The sequence below is a fragment of the Leptospira perolatii genome (assembly GCF_002811875.1).
In the GTDB taxonomy this organism is placed as follows: domain Bacteria; phylum Spirochaetota; class Leptospiria; order Leptospirales; family Leptospiraceae; genus Leptospira_B; species Leptospira_B perolatii.
In genome coordinates this window covers 467,494-484,061 of the sequence record NZ_NPDZ01000001.1, presented here as the reverse complement: position 1 = coordinate 484,061, position 16,568 = coordinate 467,494, and the positions used below count along the sequence as shown (strand labels likewise).

General features: G+C 41.1%; 16 protein-coding genes. 5 read left to right on the top strand and 11 right to left on the bottom strand.

Going from position 1 to position 16,568, the window contains the following annotated elements:
* Positions 1–20 precede the first annotated feature (20 nt).
* A complete protein-coding gene (locus CH373_RS02240) occupies positions 21–1,175 on the top strand; it encodes a hypothetical protein (protein WP_100712293.1) in 1,155 nt (384 codons plus the stop codon).
* A 41-nt stretch (positions 1,176–1,216) separates the two neighbouring features.
* Here the strand turns inward: CH373_RS02240 and CH373_RS02235 are convergent, their stop codons facing one another.
* Positions 1,217–2,734 (bottom strand): exonuclease, encoded by a 1,518-nt coding sequence (locus tag CH373_RS02235; RefSeq protein ID WP_100712291.1) that lies wholly within the window; start codon positions 2,732–2,734, stop codon positions 1,217–1,219.
* A gap of 555 nt (positions 2,735–3,289) precedes the next feature.
* Here CH373_RS02235 and CH373_RS02230 point away from each other — a divergent pair.
* The gene (locus tag CH373_RS02230; protein WP_100712577.1) at positions 3,290–3,550 is read left to right on the top strand and encodes a hypothetical protein; all 261 of its coding nucleotides are present in this window, start codon (positions 3,290–3,292) and stop codon (positions 3,548–3,550) included.
* Here CH373_RS02230 and CH373_RS02225 read toward each other — a convergent pair.
* The 4 genes from CH373_RS02225 to CH373_RS02210 are packed head-to-tail and all read right to left on the bottom strand — an operon-like array spanning position 3,547 to position 8,268.
* Entirely contained in the window at positions 3,547–4,230 is a 684-nt protein-coding gene (locus CH373_RS02225) for a potassium channel family protein (protein WP_100712289.1), read from the bottom strand. The genes CH373_RS02230 and CH373_RS02225 overlap by 4 nt on opposite strands.
* A 12-nt stretch (positions 4,231–4,242) precedes the next feature.
* Positions 4,243–6,018: a TrkH family potassium uptake protein gene (locus tag CH373_RS02220; RefSeq protein ID WP_100712288.1), complete on the bottom strand. Its 1,776-nt coding sequence runs from the start codon at positions 6,016–6,018 to the stop codon at positions 4,243–4,245.
* A 57-nt stretch (positions 6,019–6,075) separates the two neighbouring features.
* Positions 6,076–6,900, bottom strand: coding sequence for a hypothetical protein (locus CH373_RS02215; protein WP_243393215.1), 825 nt, complete (start codon positions 6,898–6,900; stop codon positions 6,076–6,078).
* Positions 6,901–6,936: 36 nt separating this feature from the next.
* A complete protein-coding gene (locus CH373_RS02210) occupies positions 6,937–8,268 on the bottom strand; it encodes an amidohydrolase family protein (RefSeq protein WP_243393214.1) in 1,332 nt (443 codons plus the stop codon).
* Between the two features lie 84 nt (positions 8,269–8,352).
* On the opposite strand from CH373_RS02210, the gene CH373_RS02205 reads away from it, so the two are divergent.
* Both CH373_RS02205 and gmd read left to right on the top strand, forming a co-directional pair.
* Complete coding sequence (locus CH373_RS02205) at positions 8,353–9,717, top strand: MATE family efflux transporter (RefSeq protein WP_100712287.1); 1,365 nt, start codon at positions 8,353–8,355, stop codon at positions 9,715–9,717.
* Between the two features lie 62 nt (positions 9,718–9,779).
* Positions 9,780–10,802 carry a GDP-mannose 4,6-dehydratase gene (gene gmd, locus CH373_RS02200; RefSeq protein WP_100712285.1) on the top strand — a complete coding sequence of 341 codons (1,023 nt, stop codon included), beginning with the start codon at positions 9,780–9,782 and terminating at the stop codon, positions 10,800–10,802.
* 43 nt (positions 10,803–10,845) lie between these two features.
* Here the strand turns inward: gmd and CH373_RS02195 are convergent, their stop codons facing one another.
* The 5 genes from CH373_RS02195 to CH373_RS02175 form a co-directional block, all read right to left on the bottom strand.
* Positions 10,846–11,625 carry an enoyl-CoA hydratase/isomerase family protein gene (locus tag CH373_RS02195; RefSeq protein WP_100712284.1) on the bottom strand — a complete coding sequence of 260 codons (780 nt, stop codon included), beginning with the start codon at positions 11,623–11,625 and terminating at the stop codon, positions 10,846–10,848.
* A gap of 154 nt (positions 11,626–11,779) precedes the next feature.
* Complete coding sequence (locus CH373_RS02190; RefSeq protein WP_100712282.1) at positions 11,780–12,409, bottom strand: DNA-3-methyladenine glycosylase family protein; 630 nt, start codon at positions 12,407–12,409, stop codon at positions 11,780–11,782.
* 8 nt (positions 12,410–12,417) lie between these two features.
* The gene (locus CH373_RS02185; RefSeq protein WP_100712281.1) at positions 12,418–13,635 is read right to left on the bottom strand and encodes a Crp/Fnr family transcriptional regulator; all 1,218 of its coding nucleotides are present in this window, start codon (positions 13,633–13,635) and stop codon (positions 12,418–12,420) included.
* Between the two features lie 98 nt (positions 13,636–13,733).
* The gene (locus CH373_RS02180) at positions 13,734–14,144 is read right to left on the bottom strand and encodes a tetratricopeptide repeat protein (protein ID WP_243393213.1); all 411 of its coding nucleotides are present in this window, start codon (positions 14,142–14,144) and stop codon (positions 13,734–13,736) included.
* Between the two features lie 214 nt (positions 14,145–14,358).
* A complete protein-coding gene (locus CH373_RS02175) occupies positions 14,359–14,643 on the bottom strand; it encodes an LIC10235 family protein (protein ID WP_100712278.1) in 285 nt (94 codons plus the stop codon).
* 434 nt (positions 14,644–15,077) lie between these two features.
* Between CH373_RS02175 and CH373_RS02165 the strand changes: the two genes are divergently transcribed.
* Positions 15,078–15,785, top strand: a complete 708-nt coding sequence (locus CH373_RS02165) for a hypothetical protein (protein WP_243393212.1) — start codon at positions 15,078–15,080, stop codon at positions 15,783–15,785.
* On the opposite strand, the gene CH373_RS02160 is transcribed toward CH373_RS02165, so the two are convergent.
* Positions 15,778–16,545 (bottom strand): glycerophosphodiester phosphodiesterase, encoded by a 768-nt coding sequence (locus CH373_RS02160; RefSeq protein ID WP_100712275.1) that lies wholly within the window; start codon positions 16,543–16,545, stop codon positions 15,778–15,780. The genes CH373_RS02165 and CH373_RS02160 overlap by 8 nt on opposite strands.
* Between the last annotated feature and the right edge of the window lie 23 nt (positions 16,546–16,568).

The following is a 16,568-nucleotide window of genomic DNA, read 5'->3' as shown; positions in this document are numbered from 1 at the left end:
TTTTACAAAGATTGGACCCTATGTTTGCGAAGGGAGTAGACTTCCAAGGAAAATCTAATTTCAACTTTCGTGATTCAGTTTTCTGTCGCATTACATTTTTCATCTTCTTAACTGCGCTTCCACTTTGGACTGAGATATTCGCCGGAAATCCTGTTCAAACAAGTTCTCTAACTTTAAATCCGATTTATGCGGTTCAGGAAGATAAGGGAATTCTAAGACTTATCTCCATTTCCGCAAATTCGGGGAAATCCACATTATTATATACAGGACCTTTAGAAAAAGGGATTCCGGTGTTCAGAAAGAATCAGATGATTTTATTTCAAACTCCATCTGAGTTAACTTTATTAAATTTACTGAATGGACAAAAAAGTATTCTTCCGGGATCAAAGGATGCATTTCCCGGAAATTCTGGTTTTTTCCGAGACAGGCCTTGGTTGGTTTATTCCAGAAAATCCGGCTCAAACACCGCTCGGTGGGAGACCGTTCTCTTTGATTACGAAAAAGAAAGCGAACTCAAAGTCTTACCAGGGAACCAACCATTCATTTCACCGGATCAAAAAAATATCTATTTGATCGGAAATGAAGTAAAATATTCTGAGCACGGTGAGCCTTCCCTAAGAGTACCTATTCATAAATTCTCAATAGACACTCAAGAAACTTCTACCCTCGCCTGGATCGAAACTGAATCAACAACCGAACGAATCCAAGTGACTGACGTCTATGGAATCAATGATGATTATGTAGTCGTTCGAGTTTCGAGCGAAAAAGAGAACAGATACCATTTTCTTCCTTCCACCAAAGGTGAATTAGTCAGCCTCCAACAATCCTTCTTTCCATCAAAAAAGAAATCGGATTTACCCAAGGAGCAATTCAATCTAAGCGTAAGTCACGATGGAAAGTTCATCGCATTTTCAGAAAGGACAGAAGGAAAACTTGGTTACGTAGTCGTAGTGGATCTCCGCAACAGACAAAGATACGAATCTTCTTTTATAGGCTCTTTTCCTGTTTTTAGAAACGGATTCGTTTATTTTCTAGCGGATCCGGAAATAGTGAGGGCAAGTAAGGAGACGGCAAATAAACTTTATAACTCCTTCACTCTTTACGAGCTGGATTTTAGGAAGGATAAAATCAGAACGATTGCTAACCTTTCCGGAAAGGCAGAACTTCTAGAATAACTTTAACTGAATCTTGGGCCGATTTCCTTCATAATATTAGTTTATTTTAATTTTAAAAAATCTTCCCGAAGTTTAGAATACCTAAATCTGGAATCACTTTCTCCACCTAGCTTTCGATCCAGTTGCTCGTAATCTATAATCGATAAGACGTGCAGTACCTCTGGCAAAAGGGCTCTTCTGAATCCTACGAAATATGCCATTCGGTAAAGCCAAGGAAATTTTTCTCCGAGGCATTCCAGAGCTGCTCCGCAGAATGCTTCTACAAACGCATCTCTCAAAAACCAAGAACCAATCTTATTGCGATTCGAGTAAATTAATAACAAAAAGGATATTGAAGTCTCGGACTCAAATCCGTATTTTTCCTCGAATTCCCCTAGAATCGAAAGTACTATCGCTTCCGAGTTAGGGCAAATGCAGATGCAAGGTCCGGTTCGACCATAATAAACTACATTTATAAAATCGTGATCTTCTAATAAAGGTTTTAGCGATTTCGATCCGAAAGCTCTGCCCTCGAGTCGAATGAATTTGGAAAGCGGTTGACCTTCTTTCGAAATTGTTTGGCGTAAATTTCTTTGAATCCTGGCACCTTCCGTCTCCCTTACAAAGTTCTCGTTCATTAATGCCTTTGTGCCGATAGAGGTGGCCAAATTTAAGAAATCCACATCAACAGAAGGGAGCTTAGTGTCCGCAATTCTAGCCCATTCACCGTTCAGCATTCGGCTTCTTGCAGGCTCCGGCGAATCTACAATTTCGAGTAACTCAGCTTCTAAAAACTGATCCCTATGATGCTTTACCTCTTCCTCAAGCCATTGAGCTTGTTCCAAAACTCTTGGAAGAAAATGATGAACATAAAGTATTTTAACTCTTTCGAATAAACTTCCTATTTCCGTTTCTGGAACGTACACATAACCGAAATTTTTTGTTGCAACCAGGAATCCTTCTTCGTTTAAGAATGCATCGATTTGCTCTTCTGCTTCATCCGTCGCGTCTGATTTTAGCAACTCTTGGTACCGAATTCGGTTTAGGAAATTTGAAAGTGTCTGTCGAGCCGATATAGGTTTTTCATTCCAGGTCCCACTCGCAACTTTGGTCAGCAATTCTTCTAACTGCTTTACTTTTGCATTTTGAGATTCTAAAATATAATTACGCACAGCCCATGCGGATCTACGATGAATTTCGAGCAAGAGTGCACGAAAGTCTTCACGATCTCTTGAAGATGTACCCTTTGCAGTAATTACGTGAAATACCAGTTCACCGCCAGGCTTTTCTTTTTTGTACTTAATTCTCGGAACGAGCAAAATCAAACTTTCCCTCAAAAGGGAATGGATTCTGGAATAGAGCTTTCTATCCCATTCTTCTTCAGCGGATAAAGTAAGCAGTTTGCCGTCCGACAAACCCCCGATCGTAGAATTCGATTTTACCGAAGATAATAGTATCTCGGTGTCTGAATCAAAATACGAACGAGTCTGGGATACGGGATTCGGTTCGGTCCTCAATCTTGGATGTGTTTGGTGGGGCGGTGTAAACCCGGCGACTGTGTCAGTGTTAGTTGCCTTCATGTGTCTCTGATTCTAATACTTTTGACTTCGAAATCACACACTTTTTCGATAAGATAATAAAGAATCTTCGCGTACATCCCCGAAGTAATCCCAATAGACTACCGCTTAAGGCTTAATTTAGAATATTATAAATCTCTATGCTAGATGACGTGACATATGGATTCGGCACTATAGCATTTCAAGAACGGACTAAATTTGATCGAATCAAATTGACCGGCTTCGAGAACTCATAGATATTTTAGGATCTGAGCTTTCAAAATTCTTCATTTAACGATGAATATTAAAACTTTTTTCGGGAAATCCTGTCTGTCGTAAGAGCAGGTCGGTACATCTTTCTTTGGAAATTAAGGCCAACTCGATCGATTTATGGCTGTTTGCTAAAAAAGCGAACAATACCGTTTTACATCAGTTGTTAAACGTTTCAAAGGATGGGACTGGAACTATTCCGAAATAAGCCGAAACCATTCCTCGCGTCTAACATCTCGTTTCGGAAAACGATTGCTATCGAATCAATTCAGAATAAGTTTCGGTAAATTTATTTCCATGGAGTACTTTATGACTAAGTTAATTACAGCTTTAAGCCTTGGGCTTTTTGCGATCGGAATCGCTTTTACTTCTGCAAAGTTATTTGCTGGGACAAAATACAGCGTATTTTGTGCGGATAATAAGATTGAAGTGGATATGCGTGATTTGGATCAAATGAAGTCTGCGCGCGGATCTAATGTTTGCATTCTCAAGGAATTTGATTATTCTTCGGATGCTGATAATTACGCGCAATCAATTGGTGGGAAAGGAGCAGCTTGTTCCTGTAACTAATTTTCGATTAGTTTCTCCAAATCTTTTTGCTTCCCGAACAAAACCAATACATCATTCTGTTTGAGAATAAGATCGGGCTGCGGAATTCCGAGGACATCCTCGATCGCAGCTCCTTTTTTTAGCGCTTTCTTTGGTCTCTTTACTGTGACCAAATTCAAATTCCATTCTTCCCGAAATTTACACTGGGCTAAAGTTTTGCCTGACATCCCTTTGGGCAATATGATTTCGAGCATCCTAAAATCCTCACCGATTGCGGTGACTCCTTTGACTCCGGTATGACCTAGTTGCTCGGCCATAGAACGCGCGGCTTGTTCTTCGGGGTTAAATAGATTTTCAATCCCTAGCATCTTTAGAACTCTTTTATCGAGATCGTATTGATACCGAGCATAGATCGATTTTACATTCATTCTACGAAGTACATCTGCAGTAACGATCAGATTTTCAAAATTATCTCCGATCGCGATTACTACTGTGTCCATATCTTCCAAGCCATGTTCCCTGAGCTCAGATTCGTCGGTCGAATCTATCGTTACACAGTAAGTACATTCATCCTTAATTTTATCCACCTTGACTTCGTCCTGATCAACTGCCGTAACCTCGTGCCCGTCTTCGTGAAGCCTTTTTACTAATTCGATTCCAAAATCACCGAGTCCGATAACCGCTATTTTCTTTTTCTTCATGAATATCTCCGTTTAACCTACTACGACGTACTCTTCGGGATAGCGATAGTGTCTCGGTTTTCGCTTAGGAACAAATGCAATTAGTACAGTAAGAACTCCAACACGACCAACGAACATAATAACGCATAACAGTAGTTTTCCGAATATCCCAAACTGTGGAGTGAGCCCTCTAGACAATCCTACAGTCGCGTAAGCCGAAACGACTTCATAGCAAATATCCAAAAATGGCATGGACTTTTCAAATACTACCAGTCCGAATATACCTAAAAATATTACAAAAAGAGAAAGTATTATAGCCACTGACGCTCTTGCAAGTGAACTTTCCGCCAAGGTTCTTCCAAAAACATCCACTCTATTTTTCCCTACAAGATATTGATGAAACTGAAGAATAGCGACCGCTAATGTTGTAGTTTTAATTCCGCCACCCGTTGAATTGGGAGAAGCACCTACCCACATTAAGAACAGGCTTACAAAGATCATCGGCGTTCCCATTTTAGCGATATCCAATGTGTTGAATCCTGCCGTTCTAGTTGTGACCGAGTAGAAAAGCGAATGGAAAGCTTGCTTGTACCAAGGAAGTCCAGCCAGAGTCTCATTGCTTTCCAAAACCCAGTAGGAAACCGTTCCCCCAAATAAAAGCAAACCGGTTGTAATTAAGATGAGCTTTGCTCCTACCGTAAATCTTTCCGAATGGAGAGATCGTATCGAAGCAATTTTCTTGATCAGTTGGTTTACTGTAGGAAAACCTAATCCTCCAAAAACTATGAGCAGCATAATACTAGTGATAAACGCATAAGAATCTTTTAATAAATCCTCTGCCAAACCTTTTGGAAACAATGAAAAACCCGCGTTACAGAATGCACTGATTGAATGGAATAAGCTATAAAAAGCCAACCTGTCCAAGCTCAGTCCAGTCTGATTCGGAAAGCTCAAGAATAAAAGGAGGGCACCCGCCATTTCTATCCCGAATGTAAGAAAAGCTACTTGGCGCAGGATCGAGCCGACTCGACCGATTGTCTCCTCACTGAATAGATCTCGAATCAATAATTTTTGTGCTACGGAAACTTGACCTTGCAACACTAAAGAAAAGAAGACCGTCAAGGTCATGAGGCCCAACCCGCCTAACTGAATCAATACCAGCAAGATTGTCTGACCTGTTCCCGTGAGCTCGCGACCAACGTCGATCGTACTAAGCCCAGTGACACAAACAGCACTTACAGAAGTAAAAAGTAAATCTACAAAAGCAACAGGAACAACTTGGGCACGGGGCAAACAGAGAGCAGCAGTCCCTAATAAAATCAATGCCAAGAAACTCAAGGTCATGACCAGAGAAGGGGAAATCTTTCGTAAAGAAAATGTGGCCCTTCTTAGAAAATGCGCGATCCCTCCAAAAAGTAAAGTCAACTGACTCACGGATAAAAATAACAGAACCACATCATCCGTTCTGGCTTTCGATCCTGAAAGAAAAGATTCGATTTCTCTTTCAAAATAAAATTGTAATAGAACCAATAATACTACAACCGCTTCCACCTTGTGCTGAAAAAGATAGGCTCGATACGTATGCAAAGTGAACAGAAAGCCAGCGATCTCGTACGCGATCAGATACCAGACCACCGCTTTTGTGCTTTGCTTTAGAATATGAACCCACTCAAGTGGATAATAAAAACCGTAGATCAATATTAACAGTCCGAGTGATACGATTCCCGTAACCCCGAAGGCAACTCTCAAAATCGGTCGCAATCTTTGATCAAAAAAAAGACATATTTCAAGCCAAAAGTTTTTAACCATAGTTAGGCGGTCTTTAACTGGATGATCAGTAGGATTGGATGATTTCAAGAGTTCTGCCTAGAATGAAGCTCTCAAAATCTGTAATTCAAGTTTTGATTCACTTACTTGGGAAAATGAATCATATCGATATCCTGGAATTTGATGAATGACTCTGGACAATTTGTCCGGGCTAGTCGGATCCGGAACAGGAGCTTCCGGTTGATTTTCCAATTTCATTTTATCATAATCTCTTAAATCAACCCAAGCGTTCGCAAACGACAAAGAAAAGGCGGCGCCGAATATCCATAAACCGCCTTCAAATGTCTTCTGATATCCGTGCCCAGCCAGGCTAACCGTGCCGTAACTCAATGCGGCTGCTATCGGGAGAGTTAAGAAAAATATAATAGAGAATCTTCTGAATCGGGTTTCGGTATAAGGCTCTTCTTCCTTTCCGAACTCGTCCATTTTCCTTTTTCTCTCTTGAGCCTTGGCTGCCCTTGATTGAATCAGGTTCGTATTCACTTCTCCCGTAATCGGGTTGAACAGCTCTTCGTCTCCTCGATTTTGAACCGGATTTACAGTTCTGCGAACTCCTTGTGCAGAACCAGGTAGCGGCAAAGGATTTGAAAATGGAATTTGTGCATTCTTCGGAGTCACCAAACTAGGTTTCTCGAATTTTGGAGGGAGGCTGTAATCTTTGAAGCCGCCTTCCGCACCGTCTTCTTTATAGTTTCTTAAATTATAATCGTAAGGGTCAGAAAAATCGCTCTGTACCTGAGCAAAAGTTGGTCTCGAGATCAATACGAGGCAGACCAAAAATCCCGAAAGAAATTTTATAATTCTCTTCCATCCTGCCCGACTCACAGAGTTGAATGCTTTTTTATCAATGACTTTCAAATTCATGAATATACCGAGTCATTATCTATCTGAATTAGATTCTTACTGCCGCGCTCTTCCACTGAGTATCTCAGATGTGTATTGAAATGAATCCTTTCTAATTTCCTCTAAAAATTCAGGGGAAACACCGATGGTTTCTGCCTTATTATATTCGTTTTTCATACTCGTCCCGAAAATGCCTGGATCATCTGTCGATATCGTCATCCTCATGCCCTTTTGAAAAAACCGGAGCAAGGGATGGTGGCCAATATCTTTTACCATTCCTATGTATTCATTTGAACTCGGACAAGATTCAATTACTGCTTTTTGATCCAAAATCGAATCCATACAGTAATTTTGAAATCCTTTTGATATGAGCAACGATTCTTCGTCCTGATAAAGTTCTACTTTTTCTTTATGTCGGATTGAATCTATTTCAAGACCGATCTTTTCCCTAGTCTGTAATTCGCAATAATCGGAGATTTCGTCCCGCCTTTCATACAAGAATTCCAGAGTATCTCTAAGCTCTTGCGCGGACTCAACGATCGTCTGTCCCAAAAAGGACATAGGCTCTATTCCTAACGCTATCGCGTGACCCAAACGGTGTGCTCCAAATTCTGCGCTTTGCAATATCCACCTGCTTGCCGAAACCAAACTCTTATCTTGAAAGGATTCTCCTACATGGTATAAGACCGCAAGCGCTGTCGAACTCTCTGCAAGGTTGTCTCTGTTCACCAGCTCCAAAAATTCTTTCTTATCTTTTGGTGGAAATCCTTCTTCTATATAACAAAAATCCAATCCGACTAAGTATTCTTTGATCAAGGAAGATTTTTCCATAATGCTTTTGACTACTTCATATTCCCGAAAAACATCACCGTCTCTGTGTAAAGAGATAACGAGTCTTCCTCGAGCCTTTTCTTTCAAAGTAGATTCTGCTTTTTGAAGTCCTTCGCAAGCCGCTAAAGTTTTTTCATAAATACCTTCGTAAGTTTCTTTCTCAGAGTACATGATTCTGTATTCTCCAAAAGTAACTCCGTCTTCGTACTGATCCAAAACTACTCTTTCAGAAATGAATCGAATCTCTTGAGGATTGAACTGCGAAAGTGCAATGATTAAATTAAACTTCGCCTGAAACTCTAAGAAAGGACCTGAATGATTGAACAGATATAAATCACGAAACGCTTTCGAGTCTTGAAAATCCGAAAAGAAAGTTTCCGGTCTTATTTTTCTTCCGTACAACTGTTCATACGGAATCGTAAAGATTTCCCATCTAGGAGAAGGATTTGATCTTCCGATCTCCCAAAGTAATTCGGGTCGAATACTTCCATATAAATGATTGTGTAAGTCTGCAAAACCTGAAGTAAAATCTTTCATACTTGCCGATCTAAATGCCATCCTAGCAGCCGATCCTAGTGGATAAATCGTTTTTCCGGAAAAAAGGCTGGTGACTCCAAGCTTGGTTGCAAAGTTTGAATTTGATTGGAAGCAATTATTAAGAGAATCAAGCGGAACTATAAAGCTTCTTCCCTGAATAAGTCAATCCTTGGCTTAGCCATACCCGTTGTATTATCCATGGTAAGTCAGACTATTGTCTGGTCGACTGATTCAATTATGGTCAGTTACTTAGGCAAATCAGCTCTCGCAGCAATCGGAATCGGAGGGATCAGCTACTATACTTTAGTAGCTTTCCTAATCGGGTTTTCCATCGGAGTACAGATCATCGTTGCGAGAAGATTCGGAGAGGGCAAGGTCTCCGAAATCGGCAAAATCGGAATCACAACACTTTATCTTTCCGTTTTACTCGGATCTCTTATTAGTTTCTCAGGTTTCTTGTTTTGCGAACCTCTAGTAAAATTAATAAGCAACGACAAGACTGTAAACGAATTAGCCGAGACCTACCTGCGATATCGCTTTATTGGGAGCGCGTTTTATTTTATAGGATTTTGTTTTCGCGGCTTCATGGATGGACTCGGAATTACTTCCGCAGGATTCGTGTCCATGGTGGCAACTACTTTGTCAAACATCCTCTTAAACTGGATATTCATCTACGGAAATTTAGGGTCGTCGGAAATGGGACTCGCGGGTGCTGGCTTAGCTTCTTCTTTGGCAGGCTTAGTAGGCTTATTAGTATTTCCTGTTTATCTAATTTTCTATAAGGCTGACCGTTATTTTAAAAATATCGGATTCTTACCTACGATAGAGCACGCAAGGGAAATCTTCAGAGTTGGAGTTCCTCCAGGATTGGAAGGTGGAATGGAGAATATCGCCTTCATGATTTTCTTTAAGTTCCAAGGAATGGTGTCTACGGTTTCGGTAGCAGCTTCGAATATCTTATTTTCTACACTCAGTATGTCCTTTTTGCCTGGATATGCATTCGGAGTAGCGGCGACTACACTGCTGGGTCAAGCAATGGGAGCAGGAAAGTTCAGATTAGCCTACCATGGAACTTTTCGGTCAGCCTTATTTTGCGCACATGTAATGGGACTGCTCGGACTTTGCTTTATCCTATTCGGAAAATCCATCTTGAAGATCTATACTCAGGACCCTGAAATATTAGAAGAATGTTATCCGGCTTTGTTGCTACTAGGGACGATTCAAATCGGAGATGCGTACCACTTGGTTTTCGCAGCTGCTTTGCGAGGTGCGGGATTTCAAATGTATGTGTTTAAAACTTATTTAGTAGTATCTTATTTTGTTATGCTGCCCTTGGCCTATGTTTTTGGAATTGTTTTGGGCATAGGATCAATGGGCATTTGGGCTGCCTTATTCCTTTGGATCCTGATTATCTCGCTTGTCTTCGTATTCGAATTTCGCCGCAAAAAATGGGTCAAAGGGACGGTATAGAAGCCTGCTAGGTTCCTAAACTTCCTTGCCTCTCTCGGTCTCTTAATGTTTTTGGTATCAGAATGAAAAAAGCGCTGATCACCGGGATCACTGGCCAAGACGGATCCTATCTAACAGAATACCTCCTAGAAAAAGGATACGAAGTTCACGGCATCGTTCGCAGGGCCAGCTTGTTCAATAGAAGCAGGATCGAACATATCAGAGGAAATGCAAAATTATTCTTACACTACGGAGATCTTACCGATTCTTCTAACTTAAATAGAATCCTGGAAAAAGTTCAGCCTACCGAAATCTATAATTTAGCAGCGCAATCTCACGTAGGAGTTTCCTTCGAAGTCCCTGAATACACTGCGGAAGTTGACGCAGTAGGAACTCTGAGAATTCTAGATGCGATCAAACAAACAAGTCTGACTTCTAGATTCTACCAAGCTTCCACATCAGAATTGTACGGAAAAGTTCAGTCTATTCCACAGACAGAAAAAACTCCATTCTATCCTCGTTCACCTTATGCAGTCGCAAAATTATATTCTTACTGGGCAGTAGTAAACTATAGAGAAGCATTCGGTTTGCACGCATCAAACGGAATCTTATTCAATCACGAATCTCCCAGAAGAGGAGAAGGATTCGTCACGAGGAAAATTACTCTTGGAATCGCAGGATTGATGTCCGGGAAGACCGGTCCGATCCAACTCGGAAACCTCGAGGCAAAACGCGACTGGGGCTATGCTCCTGATTATGTAGAAATGATGTGGATGATGCTTCAACAACCTGAGCCGGACGATTACGTAGTTGCTACGAATGAAATGCATACCGTAAAGGAATTTGTTGAAGAAGCATTCAAGCACCTAGACATCCAAGTAGATTGGCGCGGTTCCGGAGATTCCGAAAAAGGATTCAGCAAAAAGGACGGAAAGCTACTTGTAGAAGTCAATCCTAAGTTTTACCGCCCTTCTGAAGTGGAATTGTTAATCGGTGATCCTCAGAAAGCAAGAGAGAAACTAGGCTGGGAGCCCAAGGTCAAGTTCAAAGAACTCGTCGAAATTATGATCAAAGCCGATTGCAAACTTTTCGAAGTCCATATCTGATCTTTCCACTGTGTTTCCCAGCGGAAAGATCTATTAGAAAAACTTAAATAAACTTCGGCCTGCGCTGCTCCGTAAATGCAGTCATTGCTTCCATCAGATTTGCCTGGATCGTTACATTGGAAAAATTTTCAGACAGAATCTTAGCGTGAAAATCTATACTTTTCACGATATCGTGATGTAGAGACAATTTTGTTTTCATGAACGCAGAAATCGGAATTCTAGTAATAGTTTCCAATTTCTTCACGGTGATTTTACGGAGTTCCTCTTTGGTTGTCGAGATTTCATGAATAAATCCGATCTGCTTTGCTTCGTCTGCCTTATAGATTCCGCCGTAAATCATATCGTTGATAAAAGCTGGTGAAACGGAAAGCTTGATCTTTTCAATAAAAATTCCTGGCAAAGGCAATCCGAAAAAAACCTCCGTAAAAGAGAGCCTGCCTTTCTGATTTAACATATGCCGAAAATCGCAAGCCAGAGCAAGTACTGCTCCTCCACCCATCGCATACCCGCCGATCTCCGCAACCAGAGGTTTATAAAACTGCATCAGGTAACTAAAGAACTTAACGATTTCTCCCATTTCCTCCGCTAAATCCTCTTTCGGAGTTTTTGCAACCTGAGAGGCATCTACCCCGTTACTAAAAAACTTTTCATTCTCAGAGCCTAATATCACTGCTTTTACGGAGTTATCATTCTTCAGTTCTTCCATGATGGCTCTAAACTCGAGAAGACTACTACGTGTCAGAGAGTTTTGTTCATTTGTCTGAATCAGTATGGATTCTACACGACTGCCTTTAATATCTAATGTTTCTCTTTTGAAATTCATCAGCAAATCCTCATCTATTTACAGTTCTAGGAGGTTGGCTATATCGGGTCAGCAGATTTTTTTAGTGGATAGGAATACTTAAACGCAAATTTCCCTTTTTCCATTTTGAATCGGTTTGACGGAAAAACAAAATAGACTCAGAATGAACGTCTGTTTACCATTCTTCATCGCCATTACTTATGCTCGCCCAAAGGTACCACGAAAAGATCGTTTTATAAGGAGAATAGAGATTTGCGTGATTGATGATTTCTTTTTTCGAATTTCGATCTATGCCATAATGGATTTCAACTGCTTTGCGAAGAACTAAATCGTTTAACGAAAAGTGATCCCATCGATCCAAAGCGAACATGAGCACCATCTCCGCGGTCCACGGTCCGATTCCTTTAATCTTGCAAAGTTCTTCAATTACATTCTCGTCATCCAATTTTCTCAGCTTCGAATCCGTGATCGTCTTTTCCGAATATGCAATTCCGATCCGATGTAAGGTTTGAGCTTTTGCGTTGGACATTCCAGCAGAGCGAAGTTCTTCGTGAGATAAATTCACCAGATTTTCCGGTGTAGGAAATTTGTTTCTAGAACCGAAGCGATCGATTAACTTTTTCTGCATACTAGCAGCCGCTTTCGTAGAGAGCTGCTGTCCGACTACCGATTTCACTAAAACATGGTAAGGCGAACCGATCGGTTTAAGCGTGCACGGTCCTACTTTTTGAATCAGCTTTTTTAATACAGGGTCTTTTTTTCCAAGCCACTGGACTGCTTTCCGCAGTCGGGCATCCCTATCCATTGGAAAAGTTACGCCCTCTTCTTGAGCTTTTGATCGATTTGGGATTTTTTACGATACGCTTGGACTAGTTTTTCTAGCTCGAGTAAGTCAATACAGGAAAGCTTTCCTTGGTCCAGTTTGATGAATTTGTTTTTCGTAATTAAATCTAAAACTAAATTCTCATCCTTTGGATAAGCGAGTCCAACCATTTTCAAAAGATCTTTGGTTCCGATCTCGAAGTTGTAGGAAGCCTTCGCTACAACCCTGACCCTATTTTTTTCTGCCAATGTCAAGAGAGTATCGGCGACTCTACCTTGCGGATCCGTGATCAACAAGTTGGCGAGCTGTTTATATGCAGTCCAAATTCTTTCAGAAAGAAGAGTAATCAATCTGGTGGCAAGTTGCGGTTGAGCCTTGACCATTCCTTCAAAGTTTGCCTTATTGATTGCGAGCAATTGTATATCTCCCCATGCAATCGCTGAAGCAGATCTTGGCTTATTATCTAGCAAAGCCATTTCGCCAAAAATGTCACCGCTTTGCAGAACCGCCAAAAGGACTTCATTAGAATCTACAATCTTAGTGATCTTAACTTTTCCGTTTTGAATGATGTACAATTCTCTACCAGGTTCGTGCTCGCAGAAAATCATTTCATTGTCGCTATAAGATCGATTGAACTTTGTATAATCAATCGGAGCGGCCGCAACCGGCTGGTTCATCGTTTGAAGTTTCAGTTTTGCCTGAGTCGCGTACTGTCCATTCGGAAGATATTGCAAATACTGTTGGAATGCATAAGCAGCGTGTAGATTATTTTTTTGATTAAAGTAATATTCTCCGATCGCAAAGAGTTGGTTTGGATCCTCTTCTACCGCAGATCGAAACGACAATCTTGTAATCGTAGAATCAAATTGTCGGAGCTTCATAGAGAAGTACCGAATGATTTTCATTGCGACCGGTGTATTCTTTTGGATTAGAGTACCAAACTGATCATAGCTGACTTGGATAAGAGAAACATCGGTCAGTGCGATTGCAGATTCGATTTGCGCGTGCTGACTCATTGCTGCGACAACACCGAAGAAATCTCCGGGTCCCAAAAGTTGGTTAGGATCCTCTCCTACTACTTGGTTTTCGCGAGCAACGCGCACCTTGCCCTGTCGGATAATAAAGAAGTTATGAGCTTCCTTTTTTCCTTCTACAATGACATACGACCCTTTCGGGAAGTTCACGATTTGAAAGAAGCCGTTGGACATACTTTACCAGTGATTAAAAAATTCCGCCGTCGGAGTTCAACTATAAACTAGTATCGGCTGGAGAACGCAATTTTTGGATTTAAATACGCTTCTTTCTGCTAGTTTTGGCGACAAGGTTCCGCCTCCGGGGAATTTTCGGTGTTTTCCGAGAGAACCTCTAAACCGGAAAACTCTAAAGCCGCCTTTTCGGCCATTCCTCTCGAGTAAGATTGTCTACAAATCGAAGAAAACACTTCTTTCGCTTGAGCAGTTTCTCCCATCCTGACAAGTAACCGCCCTGCTTCCAAGTAGGATTCGAGTCCGAATTCCCCCGTTGGCTCCATTTTGTAAAGGTCCAGACTGACTTCTAACGCTTTTTCCGGCCGGTCTAGCTTCAAAAAGCATTCTCTTAGCATTCTCAGGACTTTGGTCCTGTCTGAACTGGTTGGATACAGGACTAAAAAGCTACGGAGCTCTTCGACCGCTTTATAATACCTACGGTCTCGGAAAGACTCTTCGGCGATCCTCATCAGGATATCCGAGGATTGGATTCCATTTTTCGCCGGTTTTGCGTTTTTATCCGAACTCTGGGGGTAAATTCCCAGAGAGGTTATCAAAAGGAAGGAAGATAGGAGGAGAACGATCCGATTTGTTTTTAGGTAGAAATAAAATCCGGAAAACAAGGCTGCCTACGATAGAGAAAAACTCTATCCTAATTATCCGCAGTTTTCCGGATTTTATGAATCACTTTTTTTTATCTATTTTTTTCCTGTGAAACTCACAGAGTCGATATAGCCTTCCAGTGGAAGGGTTCTTTTTAGCAACTTTGGTACCGCATACGATACAAAGTCCTTCTTTTCTTCTCCTTTGGTAGAGAAGCTGTACTCTTTCAGCTCCTGAAAGATTGTACTTACTGACCTGAATCCGGAACCCCTTATAAAGGTAGTTCCCAATCGCTTCGACGGACTGGGTTTTGACTCCGGTGATGATTTTCTCTAAATCATCATTGGTAACTTTCTTTGGCTTCATAAATCTTAATGGACGTAACAACGATTATATTCTTACAAAATAGTTAAAGTGTTTTTAAGTTTCCGCATAACATAACGTTGTTTTTTTGCGATTATTATTCGTTTACGCCTGTTAGATTCTTATTCTTTTTCCATTGATTCAAATTCAGTTATATAGAATCGGATAGCACCGAATAACGCATCTTTGACGCTCGAAAAGGCATCAATTCAGCGTTTGGCGGAAATTACCCACAAATATGGAAATTTCTTTCCATGGATTCGCCACATAACAGCGAATGAACGCTTGTCCTCAAATTTCAAAGTACTTAAGGAACAGATCGTTCCTAAGATCATGGCCGGAATTTCTGATCCGATTTGTTTAGCGAACGATATAAATCAAAATCTGTAGCATGGGAGGGCATATAAATTAACATAGATCAAGTGTCAGAAAAAGCTATGGGCGAATTTTTAAGTGTTTTCCAGTCTTATCTTATGGGGGAAGTTTCCCTAAAATCGATCTTTCGAAACGAGGTTTTCTACATGGATCATTCCCCTATATTGAGGTCTTATTCTGCAACCTGGGGATGTATTTTCATAGTTTTCCTAATTCTGTTTAGTTACGGCTGCAAACAATCACCTAAAGAAAGCGCCTTAGAAATTTTACAAAAGCAATCCATCCCAGAACCGGAAAGAATCCGCGAGGCCGCCGAGGCGCTGTTTGGCGAAAGGCTTAAGGACATGGAGGTTGTTCCGGGATCTGACTCTTCCAAATACGAAATCTATCTGGCGTTTGGTGGAACTTCTGCTCTTACTTTCTTGGAATCAGACCAATACGCTGCAAGAATGAGACTGGAGCTAGCCTTACAAACATTCAGATTTTTGCAAGTCCTCGAAGGATATCCGATCGGCAAGTTTCGAATGAGTTTAGTAAAACCTTACTTTGTCAAAAACTCAGAAGAAGACAGAGGCGTAGAAGAATTCGAGGTGTTCCGATTTAGGGCAGACGGAGAACAGCTGAGAGCTTTGCCTGGTTTTAAAGATGTGGATGCTTTTTCTGCAGATCGATACGACGCACCTAAGCCAGAGGTGATCAACGTTTTGTTCAAGATCGTCCAAAATTGGCAGGTAGAACTGGATCTGTTTCCTAGAGTTCAAGTCAAGTAAGCAGCTTACTCATTCTTTCCGGAAAATTAGTAAATATTCCATCCACTCCGGCGAGTAGCCCAGAGCGAATTTCCTCTTCTGAATTCAAAGTATAACTTAAGACCAAGAATCCTTCCTGGTGTATAGAAGATACAATTTCAGAAGTTAAAGAAACAAATGGGAGATTGATACTTACCGCATTCAAGCGGAAGGCGATATCCAAGGCTTCCTCCCAAGGAGTATTGTCTCCTACGAGTATCCCAATCTTGGCATCTGTACATAATTCCCGGATCTTAGCTAGAGAATCCCAGGAAAACGAAGAAAACAAAGTTCTCTGCAATAGCTTTTTGTCTTCGGCATATCGAATCACTTTTGCTTCGATAGAATCTTTTTTAACCCCCGGTTCGTACGCCGAGGATTTGATTTCTACATTTAGGCCTGAGCTCGAATTCGCAACAAGGTCCCAGACTTCCCAAAGAGTAGGAACTCCTTCACCGGTAAATTTCGAATCCTTCCAGGTTCCTGCTTCGGCTTTTGCAAGCTCTGCACAGTTAAAATCCGAAGCCATTCCTTTTAGGTTGGTGGTTCGGTCCAAAGTATCATCGTGCAGCACGATTACTTCTCGGTCTTTAGAAAGCGAAATATCCAATTCGATCCAATTTGCGTTTGCCTCGATTGCTTTCTTGAAAGCTAAAATTGTATTTTCTGGGTACAAACCGCTATAACCGCGATGGGCAATGACCCAAGGTTTTTTTATTTCAAAAGGATTCTGTGATTTCATGTAGGTTCAGATTTTATTTCAGA